The sequence below is a fragment of the Cellulomonas sp. NPDC055163 genome (assembly GCF_053607065.1).
The window spans coordinates 129,489-151,607 of sequence record NZ_JBSGSU010000001.1 but is presented as its reverse complement, the minus strand read 5'-3'; the positions used below and the strand labels follow the sequence as shown (position 1 = coordinate 151,607).

General features: G+C 74.0%; 25 protein-coding genes. 15 read left to right on the top strand and 10 right to left on the bottom strand.

The features are described 5' to 3' along the window. Positions 1 to 22 precede the first annotated feature (22 nt). The 10 genes from ACWFNE_RS00670 (at position 23) to ACWFNE_RS00625 (ending at position 7,917) form a co-directional block, all read left to right on the top strand. On the top strand, positions 23 to 1,447 hold the full coding sequence (locus tag ACWFNE_RS00670) for a phenylacetate--CoA ligase family protein (RefSeq protein WP_452120526.1): 1,425 nt from the start codon (positions 23 to 25) through the stop codon (positions 1,445 to 1,447). Position 1,448: 1 nt separating this feature from the next. Beyond that, entirely contained in the window at positions 1,449 to 2,405 is a 957-nt protein-coding gene (locus ACWFNE_RS00665) for a hypothetical protein (RefSeq protein WP_452120525.1), read from the top strand. Beyond that, positions 2,402 to 2,578, top strand: a complete 177-nt coding sequence (locus ACWFNE_RS00660) for a hypothetical protein (RefSeq protein ID WP_452120524.1) — start codon at positions 2,402 to 2,404, stop codon at positions 2,576 to 2,578. Before ACWFNE_RS00665 ends, ACWFNE_RS00660 begins: the two co-directional genes overlap by 4 nt. Beyond that, entirely contained in the window at positions 2,575 to 3,891 is a 1,317-nt protein-coding gene (locus ACWFNE_RS00655) for a ferredoxin reductase family protein (protein ID WP_452120523.1), read from the top strand. Before ACWFNE_RS00660 ends, ACWFNE_RS00655 begins: the two co-directional genes overlap by 4 nt. Positions 3,892 to 3,952: 61 nt before the next feature. Beyond that, complete coding sequence (locus ACWFNE_RS00650; RefSeq protein WP_452120522.1) at positions 3,953 to 4,876, top strand: hypothetical protein; 924 nt, start codon at positions 3,953 to 3,955, stop codon at positions 4,874 to 4,876. Positions 4,877 to 4,947: 71 nt separating this feature from the next. Further along, positions 4,948 to 5,922, top strand: a complete 975-nt coding sequence (locus ACWFNE_RS00645; RefSeq protein ID WP_452120521.1) for a cold-shock protein — start codon at positions 4,948 to 4,950, stop codon at positions 5,920 to 5,922. Between the two features lie 112 nt (positions 5,923 to 6,034). Continuing rightward, positions 6,035 to 6,721, top strand: a complete 687-nt coding sequence (locus ACWFNE_RS00640) for a VOC family protein (RefSeq protein WP_452120520.1) — start codon at positions 6,035 to 6,037, stop codon at positions 6,719 to 6,721. 50 nt (positions 6,722 to 6,771) lie between these two features. Then, positions 6,772 to 6,996 (top strand): type II toxin-antitoxin system Phd/YefM family antitoxin, encoded by a 225-nt coding sequence (locus ACWFNE_RS00635; protein WP_452120519.1) that lies wholly within the window; start codon positions 6,772 to 6,774, stop codon positions 6,994 to 6,996. Then, positions 6,993 to 7,394 (top strand): type II toxin-antitoxin system VapC family toxin, encoded by a 402-nt coding sequence (locus tag ACWFNE_RS00630; protein WP_452120518.1) that lies wholly within the window; start codon positions 6,993 to 6,995, stop codon positions 7,392 to 7,394. The genes ACWFNE_RS00635 and ACWFNE_RS00630 overlap by 4 nt, the downstream gene beginning before the upstream one ends. Before the next feature lie 25 nt (positions 7,395 to 7,419). Beyond that, positions 7,420 to 7,917, top strand: a complete 498-nt coding sequence (locus ACWFNE_RS00625; protein WP_452120517.1) for a YbaK/EbsC family protein — start codon at positions 7,420 to 7,422, stop codon at positions 7,915 to 7,917. A gap of 163 nt (positions 7,918 to 8,080) precedes the next feature. Here ACWFNE_RS00625 and ACWFNE_RS00620 read toward each other — a convergent pair whose 3' ends face one another. The 3 genes from ACWFNE_RS00620 to ACWFNE_RS00610 all read right to left on the bottom strand — a co-directional run bounded on the left by ACWFNE_RS00620 (position 8,081) and on the right by ACWFNE_RS00610 (position 10,809). After that, positions 8,081 to 8,440 (bottom strand): VOC family protein, encoded by a 360-nt coding sequence (locus ACWFNE_RS00620; RefSeq protein WP_452120516.1) that lies wholly within the window; start codon positions 8,438 to 8,440, stop codon positions 8,081 to 8,083. A gap of 169 nt (positions 8,441 to 8,609) precedes the next feature. Further along, complete coding sequence (locus ACWFNE_RS00615; RefSeq protein WP_452120515.1) at positions 8,610 to 10,253, bottom strand: cellulase family glycosylhydrolase; 1,644 nt, start codon at positions 10,251 to 10,253, stop codon at positions 8,610 to 8,612. Positions 10,254 to 10,398: 145 nt separating this feature from the next. Beyond that, positions 10,399 to 10,809 (bottom strand): MerR family transcriptional regulator, encoded by a 411-nt coding sequence (locus tag ACWFNE_RS00610; protein ID WP_452120514.1) that lies wholly within the window; start codon positions 10,807 to 10,809, stop codon positions 10,399 to 10,401. Positions 10,810 to 10,873: 64 nt separating this feature from the next. Between ACWFNE_RS00610 and ACWFNE_RS00605 the strand changes: the two genes are divergently transcribed. Further along, complete coding sequence (locus ACWFNE_RS00605) at positions 10,874 to 11,563, top strand: SDR family oxidoreductase (RefSeq protein ID WP_452120513.1); 690 nt, start codon at positions 10,874 to 10,876, stop codon at positions 11,561 to 11,563. Positions 11,564 to 11,637: 74 nt separating this feature from the next. Next, positions 11,638 to 12,216 (top strand): GNAT family N-acetyltransferase, encoded by a 579-nt coding sequence (locus tag ACWFNE_RS00600; RefSeq protein ID WP_452120512.1) that lies wholly within the window; start codon positions 11,638 to 11,640, stop codon positions 12,214 to 12,216. A 27-nt stretch (positions 12,217 to 12,243) separates the two neighbouring features. Here the strand turns inward: ACWFNE_RS00600 and ACWFNE_RS00595 are convergent, their stop codons facing one another. Next, positions 12,244 to 12,810, bottom strand: coding sequence for a dihydrofolate reductase family protein (locus tag ACWFNE_RS00595; protein WP_452120511.1), 567 nt, complete (start codon positions 12,808 to 12,810; stop codon positions 12,244 to 12,246). A gap of 385 nt (positions 12,811 to 13,195) precedes the next feature. Here ACWFNE_RS00595 and ACWFNE_RS00590 point away from each other — a divergent pair, with 385 nt between their 5' ends. Beyond that, positions 13,196 to 15,730 carry a hypothetical protein gene (locus ACWFNE_RS00590; RefSeq protein ID WP_452120510.1) on the top strand — a complete coding sequence of 845 codons (2,535 nt, stop codon included), beginning with the start codon at positions 13,196 to 13,198 and terminating at the stop codon, positions 15,728 to 15,730. Between the two features lie 171 nt (positions 15,731 to 15,901). Here ACWFNE_RS00590 and ACWFNE_RS00585 read toward each other — a convergent pair whose 3' ends face one another. The 3 genes from ACWFNE_RS00585 to ACWFNE_RS00575 form a co-directional block, all read right to left on the bottom strand. Beyond that, on the bottom strand, positions 15,902 to 16,240 hold the full coding sequence (locus ACWFNE_RS00585) for a DUF3140 domain-containing protein (protein WP_452120509.1): 339 nt from the start codon (positions 16,238 to 16,240) through the stop codon (positions 15,902 to 15,904). 175 nt (positions 16,241 to 16,415) lie between these two features. Continuing rightward, positions 16,416 to 17,021 (bottom strand): hypothetical protein, encoded by a 606-nt coding sequence (locus ACWFNE_RS00580; RefSeq protein WP_452120508.1) that lies wholly within the window; start codon positions 17,019 to 17,021, stop codon positions 16,416 to 16,418. Between the two features lie 110 nt (positions 17,022 to 17,131). After that, on the bottom strand, positions 17,132 to 17,752 hold the full coding sequence (locus tag ACWFNE_RS00575; protein WP_452120507.1) for a hypothetical protein: 621 nt from the start codon (positions 17,750 to 17,752) through the stop codon (positions 17,132 to 17,134). 450 nt (positions 17,753 to 18,202) lie between these two features. Between ACWFNE_RS00575 and ACWFNE_RS00570 the strand changes: the two genes are divergently transcribed. Beyond that, entirely contained in the window at positions 18,203 to 19,255 is a 1,053-nt protein-coding gene (locus ACWFNE_RS00570; protein WP_452120506.1) for a GNAT family N-acetyltransferase, read from the top strand. A 10-nt stretch (positions 19,256 to 19,265) separates the two neighbouring features. Here ACWFNE_RS00570 and ACWFNE_RS00565 read toward each other — a convergent pair whose 3' ends face one another. From ACWFNE_RS00565 to ACWFNE_RS00555, 3 genes are all read right to left on the bottom strand, one after another. Beyond that, positions 19,266 to 19,697, bottom strand: a complete 432-nt coding sequence (locus ACWFNE_RS00565; protein ID WP_452120505.1) for an RICIN domain-containing protein — start codon at positions 19,695 to 19,697, stop codon at positions 19,266 to 19,268. 145 nt (positions 19,698 to 19,842) lie between these two features. Next, positions 19,843 to 20,124, bottom strand: a complete 282-nt coding sequence (locus tag ACWFNE_RS00560) for a hypothetical protein (RefSeq protein WP_452120504.1) — start codon at positions 20,122 to 20,124, stop codon at positions 19,843 to 19,845. A 283-nt stretch (positions 20,125 to 20,407) separates the two neighbouring features. Further along, positions 20,408 to 21,145 (bottom strand): TetR/AcrR family transcriptional regulator, encoded by a 738-nt coding sequence (locus tag ACWFNE_RS00555; RefSeq protein ID WP_452120503.1) that lies wholly within the window; start codon positions 21,143 to 21,145, stop codon positions 20,408 to 20,410. A gap of 107 nt (positions 21,146 to 21,252) precedes the next feature. On the opposite strand from ACWFNE_RS00555, the gene ACWFNE_RS00550 reads away from it, so the two are divergent. Further along, positions 21,253 to 21,993, top strand: coding sequence for a hypothetical protein (locus ACWFNE_RS00550; protein ID WP_452120502.1), 741 nt, complete (start codon positions 21,253 to 21,255; stop codon positions 21,991 to 21,993). Positions 21,994 to 22,119: the final 126 nt, after the last annotated feature.

Below are 22,119 nucleotides of genomic sequence, written 5' to 3'. Positions count from 1 at the left end.
GACACCACGAGAGGACCGAGCTGTGTTCGAGACCGGGGTACGCCAGCTCCGCATGGTGCTGAGCACGATCTGGGGTCGACCGTTCGACACCGGCTCCCTGAGCCGGCTCGTCGCCGACGCCGTCGCCACGATCACCGAGTTCGGCGAGCTGGGGCTCGAGGCGCGGGAGGTCATCGAGACGCCCTTCGCCGACGCCGAGGAGCGGGCCGACCACGCCGACCGCTCGCTGCGGCGCACCGCGCGCCGGCTGGCGGAGCGCTCGCCCTTCTACGCCGAGCACTTCGCCGCCCACGGCTTCGTGCCCCGCACCGCTGGCGCGGCCGCGCTGCTCGACCTGCCGGTGACCACGAAGTCCGACGTCGTGGGTCGCCCGCACGACTTCGTCTGCCACGGCAGCCACCCGCACCTGGCCACCCGCACCACCGGCACGACCGGCCGTGCGCTGGAGATCTGGCTGTCCCGGTACGAGCTCGAGGTGGCGGCGGCGCTCGGGGCCCTCAGCGCGGTGCTGCACGACGAGCTGCACGCCGACGACCTCGTGCAGGTGCACGTCAGCTCGCGGGCCACCGCGGCCGTGCAGCTCGCGTCGCTCACGTGCCGTCTGGTCGGCGCGCGCTGCCGGGTGATGGGCATCGTCCCCGCGGACGACGCGCTCGACGCCCTCGCCGGGGACGCCACCGCGATGTCGGTCAACGCGAGCTACCTCGCCGAGCTGGTCGTCGCCGCGGAGCGCCGCGGCCTGGGCCCTGCCGACTTCCGGCTCCGCCGCGTCGACTGCGTGAGCGAGATCCTCTCGCCCGCCGTGCGGCGTGCGGCCGAGCGGACGTTCGGGGCGCCGGTGTCGGACAACTTCGGGATGACGGAGACCATCCCGGTGACGGGCACGAGCTGCTCGGCGGGGCACCTCCACCACGACCTGACCATGGGGCACGTCGAGGTCCTGGGGCTCCGCTCGGGCAGCCCGGCCGAGCCGGGTGAGCTCGGCACCCTCGTGGTCACGCCGTACTTCCCCTACCGCGAGTGCATGCCGGTGTTCCGCTACGACACCCGCGACGTCGTCCGTGCGCCCGCCGGGCCGGCCTCCTGCGAGCTGGCGGGGATCCCCGGCACGAGCGCCGTGCTGGGCAAGGCGAGCCAGCTCGTCGAGGTCACCCCGGAGCGGCTCGTCACCCCGCGCGAGCTCGTCGAGGCCGTCGAGGACCTGCCCGGCAGGCCGTGGCCGGCCCGGTTCCACGCGGAGGTCGACGGCGACGGCCGGCTGCGTCTCGACCTGCCCGCCCGTGCGGTGAGCGGCCTGAGCAGCGCCGGGCTGGCCGACCACTTCGCCGAGCGGGGACTCGACGCACGCGTGCGGGTCCTGGACGACGACCAGGCCGCGGGGCTGCGGCGGGTGCGCAGCGACCTGCGAGAGCTGACCTTCGCCGCCCTTCAGCCGGTGGGAGCCTGAGATGCCGTCGCCGATCTCCACCACGCTCCCCGTCCTGCTCTCGCTGACCGTGGCGATCATCGGGACGCTCGTCACCATCGCTGCCGCGGTCCTGTACCTGCGGCACGTCCGGCTGGACCGGCCGGCGATCGGCACGTTCCGTGGCGTCGACATCGTCGTGGTCTTCGGGTTCATCGTCGCGCTGCCGCTGCTCTACCTCGTCCTGCCGCTCACGCCGCTGCTCGTCGTGCTGGGCCTCACCTTCACCTCGGCCCTCGTGATCGGCCTGCGGCCCCTGCTCGGGCCGACGTCGACGTGGGTCCTCGTCGGGACCGTGCTCGCCCTGAACATCTGGATGGGCCGGACGATGCTCGGCACCGTGGCGGGCTGGCAGCTGTTCTGGCTCGAGAACGACGTGCTCGTGATCTGCGCGGCCGCGATGACCGCGAACCTCTACGTGCAGGGCGGGATGCGACTGCGGCACGTCGCCTGGTTCGGCCTCGTCCTGGCCGTCTACGACGCCGTCTTCACGTTCGTCTGGCCCGTCACGAACACCCTCGCGCAGCGGTTCATCGGCTGGCCGTTCGACCCCTCGGTGGGTTTCCGGATCGGCATCTACAACGCGACCATCGGGCTCGGCGACCTGCTCATCTACAGCCTGTTCGTGGTCGCGGCCCTCAAGGCGTACGGACCGCGGGCGGCGCGGGGCGCGACGATCATCTCCGTGCTGTTCGGCGCGGTCGTGCCGGCGCTCCTGCCGGTCCTCACGGACGTGTTCATCGACGCGCGGACCGACGTCATCGTCCCGGCGCAGGCGGCGTTCGGCCCGGCCGGGTTCCTGTACTACCGGTGGCTGGTGCGCGAGCACGGTCCGGAGCGCACCATCGGCGCGTTCTTCCGGCACCTCGACGGGTCCCGCCGCCGGCCGTCGCCGGCCCAGACCGAGGCCGAGGTCGAGCCGGTGAGCGTGCCGGCATGACGGCGCCGCGCGGGTGGTGGGCGCGGCACGGGGCGACCGTCGTCCTGGTCGGCGCGGTCCTGACCCTCGGCGTCGGCCTCGGTCTCGCCGCCCCGAGCACGTCGCCCGTGAGCATCAGCGTGGACGTGCGGCCGGTCCCGGGCACGGCCCCGCCGTCCGTCCCCGGGCCGTGAACGCCGAGCGCCGGCCGCGTGACGCGCTGCCGAAGCTCGTCCTCGTGCTCGGCGCGCTGGTCGCGGTCTGGCCCGTCCGGCGGTCCGTCGTCGCCTCGGGCGCCGGGATCGGGGCCGACGTCGTCGTCGCGCACGTCTCCGGGATGCTCGCCGGGTACGGGGCCGTCGTCCTCGTCGCCCTGATGTCGCGGTGGCCCGTGCTCGAGCAGGCGTTCGGTGCCGACGGGCTGGTCCGGTGGCACGCGCGCGGTGGCCGTCTCGTGCTGACGCTCGTCCTCCTGCACGCCGGCGCCGCGGTCGCCGTGTGGGCGCGGCTCCGGGGCCTCGACCCCGGCAGCGCCCTGGTCGAGGTGCTGCGGATGCCGGGCGTGGCCGCCGCGCTCGCCGCCGCCCTGGTGCTCGTGGCGGTCGCCGCGACCTCCGTGCGGCGCGCCCGGCGCAGGCTGCGGTACGAGACCTGGCACGACATCCACCTCCTGAGCCACCTGGCCGTGGCCGCCGGGTTCGTCCACCAGCTCGCCGGTCCGGACCTGGCGGGGAACCGGGCGCTGCAGGTCGGCTGGTCGCTGCTCTACACCGGGGCGTTCGGGCTCGTCGTGCACTACCGGGTCCTCGTCCCGGTGCGCGCCGCCCTGCGCCACCGGCTGCGCGTCGCCGCGGTGGTGGAGGAGGGTGCCGGCGCGGTGTCCATCACCGTCCGCGGAGAGGATCTCGACGAGCTGCGCGCGCGGCCCGGGCAGTACTTCCGCTGGCGGTTCCTCACGCCGGACACCTGGCGGAGCGCCCACCCGTTCTCGTTGTCGGCGCCACCCGGCCCGGAGGCGCTCCGCCTCACCGTCCGGGTGCGGGGCGACACGACCCGCAGCCTCCAGGGGATCTCGCCGGGCGCCCGCGTCGTCGCCGAGGGCCCGTACGGGACCCTGACCGCGGGTCGGCGCACCCGCCGCGACGTCCTGCTGATCGCCGCGGGCGTGGGCATCGCGCCGATGCGGACCCTGTTCGAGACCCTCCCCGTCCCGCCCGGCGGCGACCTGCTCCTGCTGTACCGGACCGCCGACCCCGAGCGCGCCCTGCTCGGTGCGGAGCTCGACCGGCTCGCACACCGGGCCGGCGCACGGCTGCACTACCTGACCCGGCCCGGTGGGGGCGAGCTCACCGCGGCCTCCCTGCTCAGCCGCGTGCCGGACCTGACGAGCAGGGACGTCTACGTGTGCGGCCCGCCCGACATGACGCGGACGCTCCTGAAGGACCTGGCCCGGGTCGGGGTCCCGCGCGGACGGCTGCACGCCGAGGGCTACGAGGCCGACGCGTAGGACCGGCCGGGCGCAAAGGGTCGCGCGGACCGAGCGGCCTCGTCGCTGCTACGGTCCGCTCGTGGCTCAGGGGACGCGTCGGGACGTGCTGCGGGCTGCCGTCATGACCGTGGCCGTGCCGGCCGCGGTCGTCGCGGTGACGCTCGGGATCACGTTCGCGGTCGCGAACCGGGCCGAGGGCTGGTCGGGGCTCGGCTACGCGGTCGTCGGGCTGGGGGTCGCCGCGGTGCTCGGCACCGTGGCCGTGGTCCTCACCGCGCGGGTGGCGTTCGCCCGGGCGCTGCCGGCCGGGCAGCGGCTGCGCCCGGCGCTCGCGGCCGTCGCCGGCGTGGCCGCGCTCGTCGTCGGCACCGTGCTGAGCGACCGGACCGGCGCCGGGCGTCTCGTCGCGCTCGTGCTGCTGGCCCTGCCGATCGTGCTGCCGCTCGTCGCGGCGGGCCACCTGCGGGCCCGCTGGGTCGCGGCTCTGCTGACCGCGGCCGTGGCGGTCGGCGTGGCCGGTGCTGCGCTCGAGGGCCGGCAGGCGGAGGCGACCACCCGCGCCGCCCTCGCCGCCTTCGGCGACGACCTGCCCCTCGCCGGGGGGACCGACTTCGAGAGCCCCCTCCCGGGGTACCGGCACCTGTCCACGCGGGTGCCGCGCGCGGAGTGGGACCCCGAGCACGACCTCCCGCTCGACATCCAGTGGCGCCGCGGCCGGTACCCGGAGCCCGAGGACAACTACGTCGTGTCCGTCAGCCGGCAGCCGACCGACTGCGCCCCGCAGGGCGGCACCCCGACGTGCGTGGAGGTCGGCACCGGCGACCACGGCCGCGTGCTGCGCCACGACAACGCCGTCACGTACCTGTTCGTGCAGGTCGGTGAGGTCGAGTGGCGGGTCGACGGTCTCGACGACGCCGACGCGCTCGCGGTCCTCGACAGCCTCGAGGCGGTCGACGCGGAGACGTTCTGGCGCGCGGACCAGCGATCGGGCGAGCTCGACTGAGCCGCGCGCGTCGCCGGCGCCACGGTCGGGGACACTGGTGACAGCAACCGCCGCTCGACAAGGAGTTCACCGTGCCCGAAGGAACCGTCCGCTGGTTCGACGCCGAGCGTGGGTTCGGCTTCCTGTACCTCGGGGACGACGCCGAGGACCTGTTCGTGCACGCGTCCGAGATCCTCGACGAGGACGGCCCGCGGGTGCTCCGCGAGGGTCAGGTCGTCGAGTTCGAGCTCGGCGAGGGGGACCGCGGTCCGCAGGCCCGGCGCGTCCGGGTCACCGGCGACCACGATCCCGGCGCGGCGCTGGGCGTGCTCGGCACCGTGTCCTGGTACGAGCCGGGCAAGGGCTACGGCTTCGTCACGCCGGACTCGCGGGGCACCGAGATCTTCCTCCACAGCTCCGCGATCGTGGGCGGCGGCGGCGTGGTCGTGGAGGGGCAGCGGGTGGCGTTCCTGATCGTCGAGGGGGAGCGGGGGCCGCAGGCGGACCACCTGCTGCCGCTCGGTCCGGAGGCGGCCCCGCGCGCTGTGGCGTCCGACGGCGCCGACGGCACCGTGTCCTGGTACGACGTGGACAAGGGCTTCGGGTTCGCCACCCCCGACGCGGGGGGCGACGACGTGTTCGTGCACGTCCGGGCGCTGCCCGCGGGCCTGGCCGGGCTCACCGAGGGGGACCGGATCTCCTACGACATCGCCGCCAACGAGAAGGGGCCCCAGGCCCGCAACGTGCAGCTCGTGCGCGGCACGACGCAGCGGGGTGCGACCGCGGCGCCGGAGCGCGGCCGGCCCGAGCGTGGCCGTCCCGAGCGTGGTCGGCCCGAGCGCGCGGCGGCCTCCGCGGGCCCGGTGCGCGGCGGCGAGGGCGTCGTCGCCCGCTACGACGCCGACCGCGGGTTCGGCTTCATCACGCCCGACGCGGGCGGCGCGGACCTGTTCGTGCACGTGTCGGTCGTGCGCGGCGCCGACGTGCTGATGGCCGGTGACCGGGTCCGGTTCTCGGTGCGGCAGAGCGACCGCGGACCGCAGGCCGACCGCGTCGAGCTGGCCTGACCGACGGTCCGCTCCCGGTGCCCCGCCCCCGCGGACAGGGGCGGGTCGGGCACGACGACGCGGACTCCGTGGACCCTGGACCCCCGGCTCGTCGAGCCGTAACGTCCCGACGATGGACATGCTGTCGGGCGAGGAGATCGCCGGGGCCGGGCTGACCGACTGGCGCAAGCTGGCCCAGGGGCTGCACGCCCGCTACCGGGTCGACGACTTCGGCGCGGCCGCACGCTTCGTGGCGGCGGTCGGGGAGGCGGGCGACGCCCTCGGGCACCACCCGGGCGTGTCGATCGGCCCGGGGTACGTCGACCTCAAGCTGGTCAGCGCCGACGCCGTCTACCGCGACGGCACCGGCACCGAGCACGTCGTCGAGTGGGTCACCCAGCAGGACCTCGACCTCGCGCGGCGGATCACCGAGGTCGCCGCCGAGCACGGGCTCGCCGCCGACCCGGCCTCGGTCAGCGTGCTCGAGCTCGGCCTCGACACGGCACGGCCCGGGACCATCGCCCCGGTGTGGGCCGCCCTCCTGACCGGCGACGCGGCGTCCCAGGGCCGCGGGTCCCCGAGTGACGAGGTCCGCGACGCGACGGGCCGGGTGCCGAACTTGTGGTTCGCGAACGCCGACGCGGACGAGCCCGCGCGTCAGCGCTTCCACGTCGAGGTGTACCTGACGCCCGAGGCGGCCGAGCGGCGCATCGCCGCGGCCGTCGCCGCGGGCGGGACCGTCGTCGACGACAGCGACGCGCCGTCGCTGACCGTGGTCGCGGACCAGGACGGGAACACGGGCGTCGTCTGCGTCGCGTAGCGGCGCCGGAAGCCCTGGTCCGGGTGGTCTGGTCCGTCTAGTCTGTCGTCATGGACACCGTCGTGAACGTCCAGGACGCCAAGGCGCACCTGTCCGCGCTCCTCGCCCGCGCCGAGTCGGGCGAGGTCGTGAAGATCGCGCGCGCCGGCACCCCGGCCGTCCAGCTCGTCCCGCTGGGCCGGGTGCCACGTGCGTTCGGGATCATGACCATGCCGCCGGTGCCCGACTCGTTCTTCGAGCCGATGAGCGAGAACGAGCTGGCGGAGTGGGAGTGAGCCGCACGTACCTGCTCGACACGCACGTCGTGCTGTGGCTGCTGGCCGAGCCGGACACGGTCGACCCGACGACCCGCGCAGCGCTCGCCGACCCGGCGAACGACCTGGTCGTGTCGGCGGCGTCCGCGATGGAGGTCGCGACGAAGACGCGGCTCGGCAGGCTCCCCGCCGAGTTCGGGGCGCTCGTCCAGGCGTGGGAGCAGCGTGTGCGTGACCTGCGCGCGACCGAGCTGCCGATCAGCGCGCAGCACGCGGTCCTCGCCGGCTCGCTGGTCTGGGACCACCGCGACCCGTTCGACCGGTTCCTCGCGGCGCAGGCCGTCATCGAGAACGTCACCCTCGTCACCCGGGACGCGGAGCTGACCGCCTTCGCCCAGGTCGCCACGCTCCCCGCATGACCGGCACGCACGGCACGATGGGGCCGTGACCACCCAGTCCCGCACCCCGCAGCCCGCCGTGGCCCGCACGCAGCAGTTCCTCGACCAGCACGCACCCGGTGTCAGCGTCCTCGTGCCGGACGCGGACACCTCGACCGTCTCCGCCGCCGCGGCCGCGCTCGGCGTGCGCCCGGGCCAGATCGCCAAGACCCTCGCCGTGCGCGCGGGCGAGAGCGTCCTCCTGCTGGTCATGAGCGGCGACGCGCGCCTCGACAACCGCAAGTTCCGCGACCGCTTCGGCGCCAAGCCGCGGATGCTCGGTGCGGAGGAGACCGAGCAGCTCACCGGTCAGCCGGTCGGCGGCGTCGGGCCGCTCGGGCACCCGCGCGAGCTGCCGGTGTACGCGGACGCGTCGCTGCGGGCGTACGACGTGGTCTACCCCGCGGCGGGCAGCCGCTCGAGCGCCGTCCGGCTCACGCTCGAGCAGCTCGAGACGCTCACGCAGGCGACCTGGGTGGACGTCGGCACACCCCCCGCGGTCTGACGCCCCTCGTCCCCGACGCATCCCGGCGCGAACGGTCGCTCCTCGACGCCGACGCGCGGGCGATCGGGGACGCCCTCGCACCGACGAGCTGCCGGCGCACGTCGGCTCGTCGACCCCCACGACGACGGTGCGTCCCGTGCTCTCCGGTCCGCGGGCGGCCCGCTCAGCCGAGCGGCTCCTGGTACAGCCCCACGACGCTGCCGCCGGGGTCGCGGAACCGGGCGGTCAGCTCACCCGGGTCCTCGCCGACGGGCTGGACGATCTCGCACCCCTCCGCGGTCACGCGCTCGACCGCGGCGGCGAGGTCGTCGACCCAGACGTACACGAGCACGCCGGGCGGTGTCGGCTCCCGGTGGCGCACCCAGTGCCCGCTGACCTCGTCGGTCGGGTCCTCGAAGAACCAGGTGCCGTGCGCCGAGCGCACCTTCCAGCCGAAGACGCGCGCGTAGAACTCCGCGGACGCCTGCGGGTCGACCGCGGGCAGCTCGACGTGGCAGATCTTCCCGTGGCGCAGCGTCGTCATGGCGACCACGTCTAGCCCAGGACCGCAGCCTGCCGGGCCTTGCGGCGCAGCTTCCGCGCGATCGGGCGGACGCGGCGCGGCCGTCGTGGTCCGGACCCGGGAGTCAGGACCACGACGGCCGCAGCCCGCCGAGGTGAGGTGCGCGCGCCGCGCCCCCGTCAGGTCGCCGTCAGCGCCCCATGATGGCGTCGATGATGCCCTGCTGCGTCACGGTCGCGGTGCGCCGGTCGAACAGCGCGAACCCGTACTGGCCGTTGTGGCCGTTGTCCCAGTAGGCGGTGACGGCGCCGTACTTCGCCGCGGTGGCGACGAGCGTGCGGGCGTAGTCGGCGCGGTACCGGTTGTTCGACGGGTCGAACGCGGTCTTGTCGATCGACCCGTACTCGCCGACGAAGACGGGGTAGCCCTTCGTGGCGAACGTGTCGTGCATCTTCTTGAGCTGCGCGTCCATGAAGTCCTGCTGGCCCCACGTGGTCTTCTTCGCCGGGTCCGTCGCGTTCGGGCCCCACTGCGTGGTCGCGCCGCTCTCGGTCCCGGTGAAGTCCCACGGGTCGTAGTAGTGGACGGAGATCATGATCCGCCGCTCGGCGCTGGGGACGGCGGTCGACCGGTACTGGTCCGTCGGGACGACGAAGCCGTAGCTGCCGGCGGTGTAGTCGATGTTGGTGTTCCAGCCCGGGACGAGCAGCCACCGGGACGCGTTGTTGCCGCCGGTGCGGCGCACCGTGTCGACGAAGATCTGGTTGTACGCGTTGATGTTGGAGTAGCACGGCTGGGTCGGCGCGCCGTACTGCCCGTCGAAGTTCTCGTTCATGGACTCGAACACGAGGCGTCCGCCGTAGGTCTGGAGCTCCGACGCGACCTGCTGCCAGACCTTCTGGTACTTCTCCTTGATGGTCGTCTGGGAGGACGCGTCGCAGATGAGCCAGGCGCCGCCGACGCTCTTGTAGCCGTCGCCGTGCATGTTGATGACGACGTAGAGCCCGCGGTCGTACGCGAGCTTCACGACCGCCTCGACCCGGTCGAGCCACGCGGGGTCGACGGTGTAGCCCGGCGCGGAGCCGATCTTGCTGAGGTAGGAGACCGGGATGCGCACGGTGCTGAAGCCGGCGGCCTTGACCCGGTCGAGGAGGGCGCCCGTCACGACGGGGTTGCCCCACGCCGTCTCGTCGGGCGTCCCGTTGATGTTCGCCTCGAGCTGGTTGCCCAGGTTCCAGCCCTTGCCCATGCCGGCGACGAGCTGCGCGGCGTCGACCGTGACCGTGCCGGCGGACGGCGTGGGGGTGGGGGTGGCCGTGGGGGTCGGTGTCCGCGTGACCGTCGGGGACGGGGTGGTCGTCGGCCTCGGTGACTGGGTCGGCGTGCTCGTCGGCGACGTGGTGGGCGAGGTGGTGGGGGTGACCGGGGCTCCGGTGCACGCGACGCCGTTGAGCGTGAACGCGCTCGGCGCGGGGTTCGAGCCGGTGAACGTGCCGTTGAAGCCGAATGACGCCGTCCCGTTCGTGGCGAGCGACCCGTTCCACGCCGCGTTGCGCACGGTCACCGCGGCGCCGGACTGGGTGACGGAGCCGCTCCACAGCTGCGTGACGGCCTGGCCCGCACCGAACGTGAAGCGGAGCTCCCACCCGGTGACGGGGTCGCTGAGGTTCGTCACCCGGACGTCCGCGCCGAAGCCGCTCTGCCACTGGTTGGTGACCGCGTAGTCGACGCGGCAGCCGGCGGCGGCGCTCGCCGGGGCGGTGACCGCGACGGAGCCGGCGACGGCGACTGCGGCCGCCGCGGCGACGGTGAGCGCCTTGCGTAGTGAGAACACGGGGGGCCTCTCGGGTGAGCGGACGTGCGGGGCGTGTGCGCCCGGCGACGGACTGGCAAGTCCACCAGACGGGCGCCGCGCGAGCCGCGCTATGAATCGATTCATTTGATGATGGTCTTCTCAGGATCGCCGTGCGCGCCCGACGTCAGGAGGCGTTCGCGCAGTCGCTCCGGTCCGCGGCCGGCGCCCCGCCCGCATCGCGGCTCGGGCCTGCGCGGTGGGCCTGCCCGATCCGGATGACGTCGTCGAGCTTGTCGCGCGTCGCGGTGAGCTCGTCGAGCTGGGCCTGCACACGTGCGCGCTCGGCGAGCAGCCGCTCGTGCATCTCGTCGGTGAGGACGCCGCGCTCCATGCACGGCAGGATCCCCAGGACGGCCTTGCTGCCGAGCCCGGCGGCGTAGAGGTGCTGGATGAACCGGACCCGGTCGACCGCCTCCGGTGCGTAGTGGCGCTGACCGCCGGCGCTGCGCTCGGAGACGAGCAGGCCCTGCTCCTCGTAGTACCGCAGCGCCCGCACGCTGACGCCCGCTCGTGCGGCGACCTCCCCGATGCGCACCCGATCCCCACCTCCCGACCCGGACTTGCCTCTGACGTCAACGTCAGGTTATAGCGTCCCGCCCATGACAACAGCACTCGTCACCGGCGCCAACCGCGGCCTCGGTCGCCACTTCACCCTCGAGCTCCTCGCCCGAGGGGCGACGGTCTACGCCGGCGCCCGCAACCCGGACACCCTCGACCTGCCCGGCGTCCGGCCCCTCGCCCTCGACATCACCGACCCCGACGCCGTCACCGCGGCAGCCGCCCTCGCCGGCGACGTCGACCTCCTGATCAACAACGCCGGGATCTCCACCGGTGCGCCGCTGCTCGGCGACCTGGACGGCGTGCGCGCCGAGCTGGACGTCAACTTCTGGGGATCGCTCGCGATGGTCCGCGCCTTCGCCCCCGTCCTCGCGGCCAACGGCGGAGGGGCGATCGTCAACGTCGCCTCCGCGCTGTCGTGGTTCGCCGCCCCCGGTGCCGGCGCGTACGCGGTGTCGAAGGCCGCGAACTGGAACATGAGCAACGCGCTGCGCCTCGAGCTGGCCGGGCAGGGCACGCAGGTCACCTCCGTCCACCTCGGCCTGGCCGACACCGACATGGCCAAGGCCCTCCAGGGACCCAAGACCGACCCGGCTGTCGTCGTGCGCAGGACGCTCGACGCGGTCGAGGCCGGCGACCTCGAGGTCGTCGTCGACGAGTGGAGCGCGATGGTCAAGGCCTCGCTCGCCGAGGACCCCCGCGCGTTCTACGACCGCTTCCGCACGGCCTGAGCCGCTCGCCCACGGGGGCTCGCGCGCGGATATTCGGTGCTCCCGCGAGCCCCCGGCCGGGCATGCTGGCCGCCGTGGACACCTACCTGCGGACCGACCGGGTGACGCTGCGCCGCTTCCGCGCCGACGACGCCGACCTGCTGATCGAGCTCGACAGCGACCCCGCCGTCATGCGCTACCTGTCCGGGGGCGAGCCGACCGCGCCCGAGCTGGTCCGCGACCGCATCCTGCCCGGCCTCCTCGCCGCCTACGACCGCTGGACCGGTGCCTTCGGGCTCTTCGCGGCGTACGAGAACGCGCGCGGCGCGTTCGTCGGGTGGTTCTGCCTCCGACCCGAGCGGGACGGCCCGCTGGACGAGGTCGAGCTCGGGTACCGGCTGCGGCGGGCCGCCTGGGGGCGCGGTTACGCCACCGAGGTGTCCGCGGCCCTGCTCGCGAAGGCGTTCACGGAGCTCGACGTGCGTGCCGTCTGGGGAGACACGATGGCGCTGAACCGTCCGTCGCAGCGCGTGATGGAGAAGGTCGGGATGACGGTCACGCGGACGTTGCCGACGCCCGACGACATGCTGGCGGTCGAGGGCTCCGAGCTGGGTGGCTACCGCTACGAGATCACGAAGGACGAGTGGGAGCGTCAGCGGGAGGTTCGTCCCTGACCGCCCGCGCCGCGGGCTCGCGCCACGTCAGGGCGCGCGTCGGACGGCGTGGCGCACGTAGACCACGCCGTTCGCGAACCGCCGGCTGTCGAGCAGCTCCAGGTCGAGCCGGACCCTCCGGGGCAGCGCCGGCTTGCCGCCGCCCACGAGGACCGGGCACACGAGCAGGACGCACTCGTCGACGAGCCCGTGCCGGAACGCCTCGGCCGCGAGCGCCGCGCCACCGACGCTCAGGTCGGAGCCGGACGCCTCCTTGAGTCGCCGCACGGCCTCCGGGTCGAAGCCTCGCTCGATCGTCGTCCGCGCGGTCGTGACGGCGTCGAGCGTCGTGGAGTACACGACCTTGTCGGCGTCGCGCCAGATCCCGGCGTACTCGCGGACGACAGCGGGCTCGTCCACCAACCAGTCGTCGGTCTCCCAGACGCGCATCGTCTCGTACATGCGCCGGCCGTAGAGCGACGTGCCGATGCCGCGTTCGTGGTCGTTCCAGAACGCGTGCACCTCCTCGTCGGGCTCCGACCAGTCGAACGAGCCGTCCTCGTCCTCCAGGTAGCCGTCGAGCGAGGTGTTGGCTGCGTAGACGAGCTTGCCCATGAGTGCCTCCGGCCGGACGGGGGCTCCAGGCTGGCAGCGCCTCGGGAGTCGCGGCAAGGGTGCCGAGCGTGGAGGCATGCCCTGGGCCCGGCGGACCTGCCCGCTGCGCAGGTTACCGACCGGGCTCGACGCGGACGTCCTGATGGACGCGGAGGTCGAGGGCGTGCTCGTCGCGGCAGGGCCGCGCGCCCGGTGACGGCGGCTGCACCAGCGCTGGGCCGCCGGTGTCGCACCGCCGTCGTCGGGTCGGCCCGGTCGGCCCGAAGGTCGTCCCGATAGGGCAGCGACGGCCTCCTCGCGATGGATAGCGTCGACCCGTCCACCGTTCCTCGGAGGGGGTGACCGTGCCAGCCGGCCCCCGTGCGATGCGCCCACGGACCGCGCGATGACGCCGCACGACACCGCGCACGCCGGCCCCGTCCCCGCAGCGGAGGAGCGGCAGCGGGCCCCGGCCCCGAAGCCGGCGGGAGCGGCGGGGCCGGCCGTCGCACCGTCGTCCGCGGTCCACGTCCTCGCGCTCCAGACGGTGGCGGGCAACGCTGCGGTGACCGGGTTCCTCCAGCGCGACGCCGCCGAGCTGACGAGCGTCGCTGACGTCATGGGCAGGTACGCCACCGCCTACCTGTCGCCGCGTGCCTACCTGTCGGTCGACGACGAGGGCCTGGGTCGGCACCTCGCCGACCGCCTCCTCGCCGGGAAGGACATCGGGTTGGCGCACCAGGTGCTCGACGCCCTCATGACGTCGGACCGGGACGACGTCGCCGAGGCGCTGTGCGTGCGGGCCGCCGGCAGGCTGGGCGACCTCGACGCAGGCATGAGGATCCGGCTGATCCGCGAGATGCTCGACACCGTCGTGGACAAGGGCGCCGAGCGGCAGGTGACGGACCTCTGGCTGAGCTTCGGCGGCGGGCTCGGGACGGTGATCGCCGAGCAGAAGGCGCTGTGGAAGCTGTCCCTGGCCGAGTGCGAGCCGCTCACCGAGCGGTTCGCGGAGGACATCCGCGCCTTCGGTACCGACATCATGGACGCGGCCCGCGCCTACCTCCAGGAGAACCGTCGCCTGACCCAGGAGGAGGGCGGCTCCGTCGGGCTCGACCTGGGTGGCGGGGTCGCGGCCAAGCCCGCGGCAGAGGTCGACTCGTACGTCGACGAGATGCTCAAGGCGGCCAAGATCGCCGCGCAGCTCGAGACGCTGTCGAAGGAGCTCGCCGAGGTCGCGGTCGGCTACGACATGTCGCAGGCGCTGATGGTCGCGGTCGGGAACCGGCACCCCGGCGACGAGGCGGGCGCGTATAAGGAGCTCCAGGCGCCCCCGAAGGAGCTCCTGGTCCAGCACGGCACCGTCGCCACCTTCAGCCCGACGACGAAGCCGTCGTACGCGCCGACAGGTCAGGACCCGGTGGACATGGCGCCGTACACCGAGGTCGCCGGCCACCACCAGGCCCTCGCCGGGCAGATCGCCGCCTACGCCCGCGCCTACCCGTCGATCCACGCCGCCATGACCCAGGGCCGGCTCCAGGACCTCGGCACGACGACCGACGCGTCCAAGGCCCGCAAGGAGGTCGAGGCGACGCTCCGCGGGACCCTCCGGGCGATCGGCGACTCCGAGAAGGCGCTCGGCTCGGGCATCACGCAGTACGACCTCGTCCCCATCCAGCAGCAGCTGCTCACCGGCACGCTGCAGAAGCCCGCGACGAGCACGCGTGCCTGGGACACGCCGCTGTACTCCGCGCTCGCCCGGGACGACCTCGACAAGAAGAAGGCGCGCGACTTCTGGGTGGACCTCGGGCTGGGGATGGCGTCGGCGTTCGCGCTCATCGCTGCACCCTTCACCGGCGGGCTCTCCGCGGCCGTCCTCGTCGGGGCGGGCATCGGGATCAGCGCGGGGATGGCCGCAGCGAGCTGGGACAAGTACCTGAACCTCCGACCGCTCGAGAACGCGGCGATCAAGGACGAGCTGCAGCTGGTGCAGAAGGGGGCCGTCGACGGCGCCCTCCTCGAGGCCGTGGTGGCGAGCGTGGGCGTCTTCCTCGACGCGATGGCGGTCGGCGGGGCGATAAAGCAGGCACGCAGCGCCACGCGCAGCGCTGCGCGCGCCGAGCTGCACGGGTCGATCGAGGCCCAGGAGGCGGCAGCCCAGGCGCGGATGGCGGTGACGAAGGGCGCCCGCAACGACCTCGGTGGCGCGGTCGCCGGCGCCGGCGTGGCGGTCGGCGCGCACGAGCTCGCCGACGAGGAGCCGGTCGAGCCGGCGCTCGAGGTCACCGGCGGTGGGATCGCGTTCGCCGTGCCCGCCGAGGCGACGCCTCCCGTCACCGTGAGCGAGCTGCGCGTGCAGCGGACCCCTCAGCAGCTCCGGTCCGCCGAGTCGGCGATGGCGGCGATCGACGCGGGCCCGATGCCGCGCCACTGGGGCGACCGGTTCGAGCTGTCGGTCCTCGCCAGCACGCTGCGGGGCGAGGTCGCGGGCATGGAGGGAGTCACGTACGCCTTCCGGGCCCAGCACCGCAGCGGCCAGGGGATCGACATCATCGCCTTCGGCACGGGCCCGGACGGCAGGTTCAAGATCTGGCAGATCGAGTGCAAGTGGACCGAGGGAGGGCCCTACCTGGCGAAGCTGGGCAGCCGTGGGGGCGCCATCCAGACGAGCGAGGCGTGGACGCACGCCAACATGGTCGAGTGGTTCAAGGTCGCCCCCGCCGCGGAGAAGAGCCAGCTGCTGCGGGCGGTCAAGGCCGCGAACGGCGGCCGCGCGGTCTCCGAGGCGCACCTGGCGACCCTCATCGCGAAGGCGGACGTCATCATCGCCGGCCCGCTCGGCACCGGTGCCGCGGGCATGATGCGCCGGATCTGGGGTCAGATGAGCGCGCTGTCACGCGCGGGGCGCGTCATCAGCTACCGCGAGTTCCGCCCGCACTGACCGCGGGCCGGGAGCTCGTGGCTCCCGGTCGGACGGTGCTGCGGGTGCAACCGGTGCGGGACGTCGCCGTCGTCCGTCCTGCGCGCTGCTCCACGCCGGGCCCGCGCGCACTAGGTCGCACGCGCCGTCCGGCGCGCGGACGCCCCCGGGGGTGCGCCCGCGCGCTCCGGCTCAGGCGAGGGGGTCGTGTCCCCAGTTCATGAGCGACCACCGCCACGGCGTGTCCGTCACGTCGCCGTCGGGCCGCTGCGCGAGGTGCCGGTGCACGTACCCGACGACCTTGCGCATGTGCGCCGCGTCGTCGGCCGTGAGCTCCGTCTTGTTCGTGCGCAGGATCTCGACGATGCGTCGCCCGGACCGGTGGCCCGTCGACTCGCCGTCGCCGACCGCGTCACCGACCGACCCCGACTCCTCGCTCTCGAGCCACCGCTCGAGAGCCGCGGGCGTCATCGTGACCGCGGCCTGCCAGTCGTCCCAGACCTCGGCGACCGCGTCGTCCGTCCGTGCCATGCGTGCGCTCCTCACCGGGGGTCGGTCGCGACGGTGTCGCAGGTCTCGGGGCTGCTCCCGTCGCCTCCGATGGTGGACCACCGTCGCCGCCGCTGCTCGTCGGAGCCGCACCCGACCCGGAGCGGGCACGTCGGACGCGGTCGCCCGGTGCACGTCCGGGCGCCAGGGCGAGTGATCAGAGCTGCATCTGGCCGAGCTCGCCGACGCCGCTCAGCGCCGCGACGAACAGGAGACCGCCGACGACGACGGCGATGACGTGCGGCAGGACGACGTGCGGCATGGACCACGAGCGGCGGACCAGCCGCCGGACGGCGGCGGGGTCGCGCCGCCACGGGGGGTCCCCACGCCAGTCAGGCGCGCGACCGGCGTACGACCACGACCCGTCGATCCGCGGTGAGGAGAAGTCCCCGAGCAGCGTCGGCAGCGCGACCCGGTTCAGGTGGAAGGACGCGACCTCGATGTCGCGCATGCGCGAGTAGTAGCGCACCTGATGGGTCTTCGTGAGGGCGTCGATCGTCCAGAAGCCCAGCGCACTCACGGCCGCGAGCCCGAACAGTGCGTAGTGGTCGTGCTGGAACCCGAGGACCAGGGCGGCCAGGGACAGCGTCACCGACCAGCCCTTGATCGTGAGCAGGCGGGTGTCGAAGTCGGAGACCACCTTGACCAGGAGCTCGTACTCGCTGCGCATGCTCGCGGCGAGCGCCGCTCCGTCGGGACCGAGCGGTGCGCTCTCGTCGGACGCCCGGTACCTCGGGTCGTCGTCGGCCCTCCGGTCTGACATGCCGCCGATTGTCCCGGCTCGGCTCGGGAGGAGGCAACAGCCGCCGCGTGGTGCGCCTCCCCGGCGGCTCACGACTCGACCCGGGCGGCTCGCTCCTCGACACGGACGCGTCAGGGCTGGCCGATCGCCGCCTTGTAGACCTGCGTGACCGTCTGCTGCGGGTAGAGGGCGGGATCGGGTCCGACGCTCACCACCCGGCCGGCGGACAGGTGGCGAACCGAGACCACGTCGCCCACGTACGTCAGCTCGAGGTGGTGCAGGCCGATCGCCGGAGCTCGGCTCAGTGCCTGCTCGGCAGGCGTCCCCAGGAAGACCGTGTGCTTCAGGCCCTGACCGTGGAAGACGCCCGGGTCCGGGGCGAAGTAGTCGACCTTGTCCTGCCTCGGGACCTGGGCCAAGGGGCCGCTCGGGTGCTGCTGGCGGAGGCGACCGCTCGACCCGCCGGCCTGGAAGTACAGCGTCGGCAGGCGCCCGGCCTGCTGGGTCGCGAAGACCAGGTCCCCGGCCCGGTACGGCGACGGGGGCAGGGAACCGACCGCCGCCCCCACGAGCGGCATCCGGAGCGCCCTCCTGATCGCCTTGACGAGCGCGGCAGAGCCGGCGAACGAGTGCACCGTCGGTGACTGGCACCACGTCGAGAGGATGTCCAGCGCCCGAGCACTGCTCGCAGCGCTCCGCGCCAGGAGGTAGGCGTGGACCTGCGGCTGCAGCTGCAGCTGAGCGGCCGTCATCGGAGCACCGAGGAGGAGGACGGTGCGCTGGATGGTCGGCGCTGGTCGCCAGGGTCCGCGGGGCGGAGCGTCGAGCCGTGCGCCGGGCCGAGCGTCGAGCCGGCCCGCGCGCTCGGACGCGAGCAGCTGGGTCACGGCGTGGTTCCCCGCCGAACGCTGCAGCCGGTGCAGGGCGTCGCCGTCGGCCGTCCGCGCTGTGCTCCCAGCCGGCACACCCTCGACGGGGCGGTCCGGGTGCGCGGCCCGTGCAGGTCGATGCGGAGCCATTCCCCACCCCCTGGAGCCACGGCGGCCGCGCGCGTCGGCCGTCACGCCCACTGTTCCACGCCAGGTTCCCTCGAACACCCGGTCACCCGCGGCGATCACAACCGTCGCCGCGGTCGCGGCCCGGGATCCGTGCCTGGCGGAAATCGGGGTGTGGTGCGGCGGCCGCTCCCGGACGATGGGCCGGTGAGCAGCAGCGACGGCGTCCTCGACGGCCCACCGTTCGTCGTCCTCGGGGACGGCGTCGTGACGCTGCGCTGCCTGCGCACCTCCGACGCCGCGGCGATGCTTGCGGGCGAGGACGACGACCAGGTGCGGTGGCTCAATGAGGGCCACCGGTCCGAGCCGGGGCGGCTGGCCGCGTGGATCGGCGAGAACCGGCAGGCGTGGCGCACGGGCGGCCCGCGTCGGCACCTCGGCGTGGTCGACGCCGCGTCGGGCGAGCTCGCGGGGACCGTCGAGGCGCACCTGGCGCTCCCCGGGCTGGCACCCGGGTCGGTCAACCTCTCCTACGCCGTGTTCCCGCGGTGGCGCGGACGCGGGTACGCAGCGCGCGCGGTGCGGCTGGTGTGCGCGTGGCTGGCCGACGGCGGTACCGGCCTCGGTGCCGCGCGCACGGCGCTGCTGCGGGTCGACGCCACCAACCTGCCCTCGCTGCGCGTCGCCCGGGACGCCGGCTTCGTGCCCGTCGAGCCCCGGCTGGTCGACGCGACGCGCGCGCCGCACGACACCACCGACGGGCTACGGCACCACACGCGGTCGCTCCACGAGCCCGCGTCGGTCGTGCTCGTGTGCGGGCCGGCCGGGTCCGGGAAGTCGACGCACGCGCGCCGGCTCGAGCGAGCGGGCTACGCGCGGTTGTCGTTCGACGAGGCGGCGTGGCGCGCCGGCCACCGGGTGCACCCCCTGCCCGAGGAGGTCGCCGCCGAGGTGCACGCCCACCTGCGGGCGCGGCTCGTCGAGCTCGTCGGGCAGCGGCGCGACGCGGTCGTCGACGCCTCGTTCTGGTCGCGCGCGACCCGGGAGTCCTACCGCGAGCTCGCCGCGGGGCTCGGCGTCACCGCGGTCGTCCACCACCTGGTCACGCCGCGCGAGACCGTCCTGAGCCGGCTCGCCGCACGCACCGGCACAGGGCCCCACGATGTCGCCGTGCCGCCGGACCTCGCCCGCCGCTACCTCGACGGGTTCGAGACCCCGACCGCCGACGAGGGGCCGCTCGTCGCCGTCGAACCGGAGTGACGCGCCCGGCTCAGCCCACCTCGACGGGCTGCCACTGCTGGTTGGAGCCGTTCCAGTCGGAGTACTGGACGATGTTCCCGCCGTCGGCGGTGGAGGCACCCTGCACCTCGACGGCCTTGCCGCTGTTCCGGTTGATCAGCTGGACGTACCCGTCGATCGTCTGGATGCTGAACTGCTGGTTGGCGCCGTTGTTGTCGCTCCACTGCTGGATCGCCGCACCGTCGGCGGTCGACTTCGCGGCCACGTCGAGGACCTTGCCCGACAGCCGCGACCTCAGCTCGTCGTAGCCGTTGCCGGTGCTGACGAACTGCCACTGCTGCCGGGTCCCGCCGTTGCGGGACCACTGGGTGATGCGGGCGCCGCCGGCGGTGGACAGGTTGTACACGTCGATGGCCTTGCCGCTGTTGCGGTTGACGAGCATGTACCAGGCCGAGGTGTCCACCGGGCGCTGTTCCCGGGGTTCTCGGGGTTCCCGGCCGGGTTGCCGATGCTCCCCGGCACGGCTCGCAGCGCGGCGAACCAGGTGGCCGCCATCGTGTCGTAGCCCGTCGCGTTGGGGTGCACGCCGTCGGCGAGGTCGGCGGTGGTCAGCGCCCGGTACATGTCGACGAGGTGCACCCGCTTCCCGGCCCGTTGAAGCCCGACCCCACGAAGTCCGTGGTGTAGCCGTTCTGGGCCAGGCGCTGCCACAGCCCGACGCGGTAGCCGCCGCCTCCGGGGAAGCCGACGCCGTCCGTGATCGAGTCGCCCAGGGGTATCACGCGGGTGCCCCCGTTGCTCTCGGCGGAGGCGGGCGGGGCCGTGACACCTCCCGCGAGCGCGACGCAGAGCGTGACGGCGAGCAGCAGCCGTCGGGCGATTCGGTGCATCTCGTCTGCCTCCTGGATCCCAGATTCCGCCGATGTGAGCGCTAACGAGGCGAGGGTGGCCTCACCCTGGCACGAGGCTCGTCGGGGGCGCGATCGGCGCAGACGATGAGGTGCGAGGCGTCGTCGGCCGCGCGCCGCGGCGACGGGACGGCGACCCGGGACAAACCCTCGAGCGACTCGCGAGGGCCGGACAGAGCGGTGCCTGAGTCTCCGGTGACGGGCGAGTGATGTCGCGGCTCGTGCCGGCTGCGGCTCGAGGTCGACCAGGAGGGTGCTGCGGACGCTAGCCGGGCGCGCCCGCACCGTCGCTGCGGTTGCTGTCGAGGCCCATCGCGGCGATGGTCTCGCGCAGGAGCGAGTCGAAGTAGGCGTCCGCCGGGCTGACGAGCGGCCGGAGCTGCCCGAAGACCTCCATGACGACGAACCCGTGCACACGGACGAAGGCGTCGACGGCGAGCGCGACGGCTGCGACCGGGAGGTCGTAGGACTGCCGCTGCGCGAGGGCTGCGAATCCGCTCGCGGTCCCGTCGTCGAGGAGCGCGGCGCGGCGTGCCAGCACGTCGGGGTCGACGAGGCCGGCAGCGTGGGCGCATCCGTAGAGGGCCATGATGCGGCTCCCCGGGCGGACGGCTGCCGCGACGGTGCGGTCCGCGGGCGCGCGGTAGCCGGGCACCGGCGCACCGAAAGCGAGGCCGAAGTACGCAGGATGGCGCACGGACCACGACCGGTACGCGCGCAAGGCGGCGGCGATCGCGCCGGGGACGTCGTCGGGGTCGGCGGCGTCGACCGCGGCGTCGACCGCGGCGGCGTGGTCGGTGAAGGCATCGACGAGCAGGGCGGTGATGAGCGCGTCGCGGTCGTCGACGTACCGGTAGAGGGCGGAGACAGCGATCCCGATGTCCCTCGCGACCTCGCGCAGGGCGACGCCCTCGACCCCGGCCGTCTCGAGCTGCGCGCGTGCGGACCGCAGGATCGCCGCAGACATCTCCTGGCGTCGCTGCTCGCTGATTGGTCGGGCCATGACCGCAGAGTAACGAGAACAGCGCTCTTGACTCCGCGCGAGGGGCCTAGGAGACTCGGTGCGTCAACGAGAACAGTGTTCTCGCCACTGCCGTCCGAGGAGCCTCCATGCCCAGCGACCGCCGCACCGCCGCCTCCTCGCTCATCGCCTCGGCCGCGATCGCGGCTGCCGCCAGCGTCGGTCTGAGCGTGGTCTTCGGCTGGCCCGACGTCCTGGACGCCCCGGCCACGGAGGCCCTGCCCGCGTTCGCCGAGGACGAGGCGGTCGTGCGGGCGTTGTTCGTCCTCCAGATGGTCGGGAGCCTCGTCCTCGTCCCGGGCGTGATCGCGCTGCACCGGATCGTCGCCGGAAGCCGCGGGACCGACACGGCGCTGCTGACCGTCACCGCGTTCGGCGTCCTCGCGCCCGTCGTCCAGTGCCTCGGCTGGGTGCGCTGGCCGCTCGTCGTCCCCGGTCTTGCCGAGCGCTACCTCGACGCGTCCGCGACCGCCGCGACCAAGGACGCCACCGCCGCGGCCTACGACCTCGTCAACGCCTACGCGGGCGGCGCGCTCGGCGAGCACCTCGGCTGGCTGCTCCAGGGGGCCTGGGCCGTCGGGATCGCCGTGCTCGCCTGGCACGCCGCCGACGTCGCACCCGCGTGGCTGCGCAGGTCGCTCGCCGTGCTCGCGGCCGCGTGGACGGTCACGCTCGTCCCGGCCGGGTGGTTCGAGGTCGACCCTCTCGCCGCGGCCGGGTCGACCGTCTACGCCGTCTGGTACCTGGGACTTCTGGGTCTCGGCGTCGTCCTGCTCCGGGCGCCGCGCGTCTCGGGCGACAGCGTCCCGGGGACCGGCGTGTCGTCCTGAGGAACCGGCGCGACCTCCCGACAGAGCGCCCGCGCCGTCCAGCGAGTGTCCACGGTCCTCGGTTCCGAGTGTCCTCCGCGGACGTGCAGCTCAGATCGGGGCACGTTCGGATAGGTCGAGACCAGC

Bases quoted from the DNA above. Each gene is read 5' to 3' on its own strand.
- ACWFNE_RS00575 (WP_452120507.1), bottom strand. From the start codon at position 17,752: ATGACGGCCGCTCAGCTGCAGCTGCAGCCGCAGGTCCACGCCTACCTC.
- ACWFNE_RS00595 (WP_452120511.1), bottom strand. From the start codon at position 12,810: ATGGGCAAGCTCGTCTACGCAGCCAACACCTCGCTCGACGGCTACCTG.
- ACWFNE_RS00585 (WP_452120509.1), bottom strand. From the start codon at position 16,240: ATGGCACGGACGGACGACGCGGTCGCCGAGGTCTGGGACGACTGGCAG.
- ACWFNE_RS00665 (WP_452120525.1), top strand. From the start codon at position 1,449: ATGCCGTCGCCGATCTCCACCACGCTCCCCGTCCTGCTCTCGCTGACC.
- ACWFNE_RS00590 (WP_452120510.1), top strand. From the start codon at position 13,196: ATGACGCCGCACGACACCGCGCACGCCGGCCCCGTCCCCGCAGCGGAG.
- ACWFNE_RS00560 (WP_452120504.1), bottom strand. From the start codon at position 20,124: ATGCACCGAATCGCCCGACGGCTGCTGCTCGCCGTCACGCTCTGCGTC.
- ACWFNE_RS00640 (WP_452120520.1), top strand. From the start codon at position 6,035: ATGGACATGCTGTCGGGCGAGGAGATCGCCGGGGCCGGGCTGACCGAC.
- ACWFNE_RS00555 (WP_452120503.1), bottom strand. From the start codon at position 21,145: ATGGCCCGACCAATCAGCGAGCAGCGACGCCAGGAGATGTCTGCGGCG.
- ACWFNE_RS00580 (WP_452120508.1), bottom strand. From the start codon at position 17,021: ATGTCAGACCGGAGGGCCGACGACGACCCGAGGTACCGGGCGTCCGAC.
- ACWFNE_RS00550 (WP_452120502.1), top strand. From the start codon at position 21,253: ATGCCCAGCGACCGCCGCACCGCCGCCTCCTCGCTCATCGCCTCGGCC.
- ACWFNE_RS00605 (WP_452120513.1), top strand. From the start codon at position 10,874: ATGACAACAGCACTCGTCACCGGCGCCAACCGCGGCCTCGGTCGCCAC.
- ACWFNE_RS00635 (WP_452120519.1), top strand. From the start codon at position 6,772: ATGGACACCGTCGTGAACGTCCAGGACGCCAAGGCGCACCTGTCCGCG.
- ACWFNE_RS00660 (WP_452120524.1), top strand. From the start codon at position 2,402: ATGACGGCGCCGCGCGGGTGGTGGGCGCGGCACGGGGCGACCGTCGTC.
- ACWFNE_RS00620 (WP_452120516.1), bottom strand. From the start codon at position 8,440: ATGACGACGCTGCGCCACGGGAAGATCTGCCACGTCGAGCTGCCCGCG.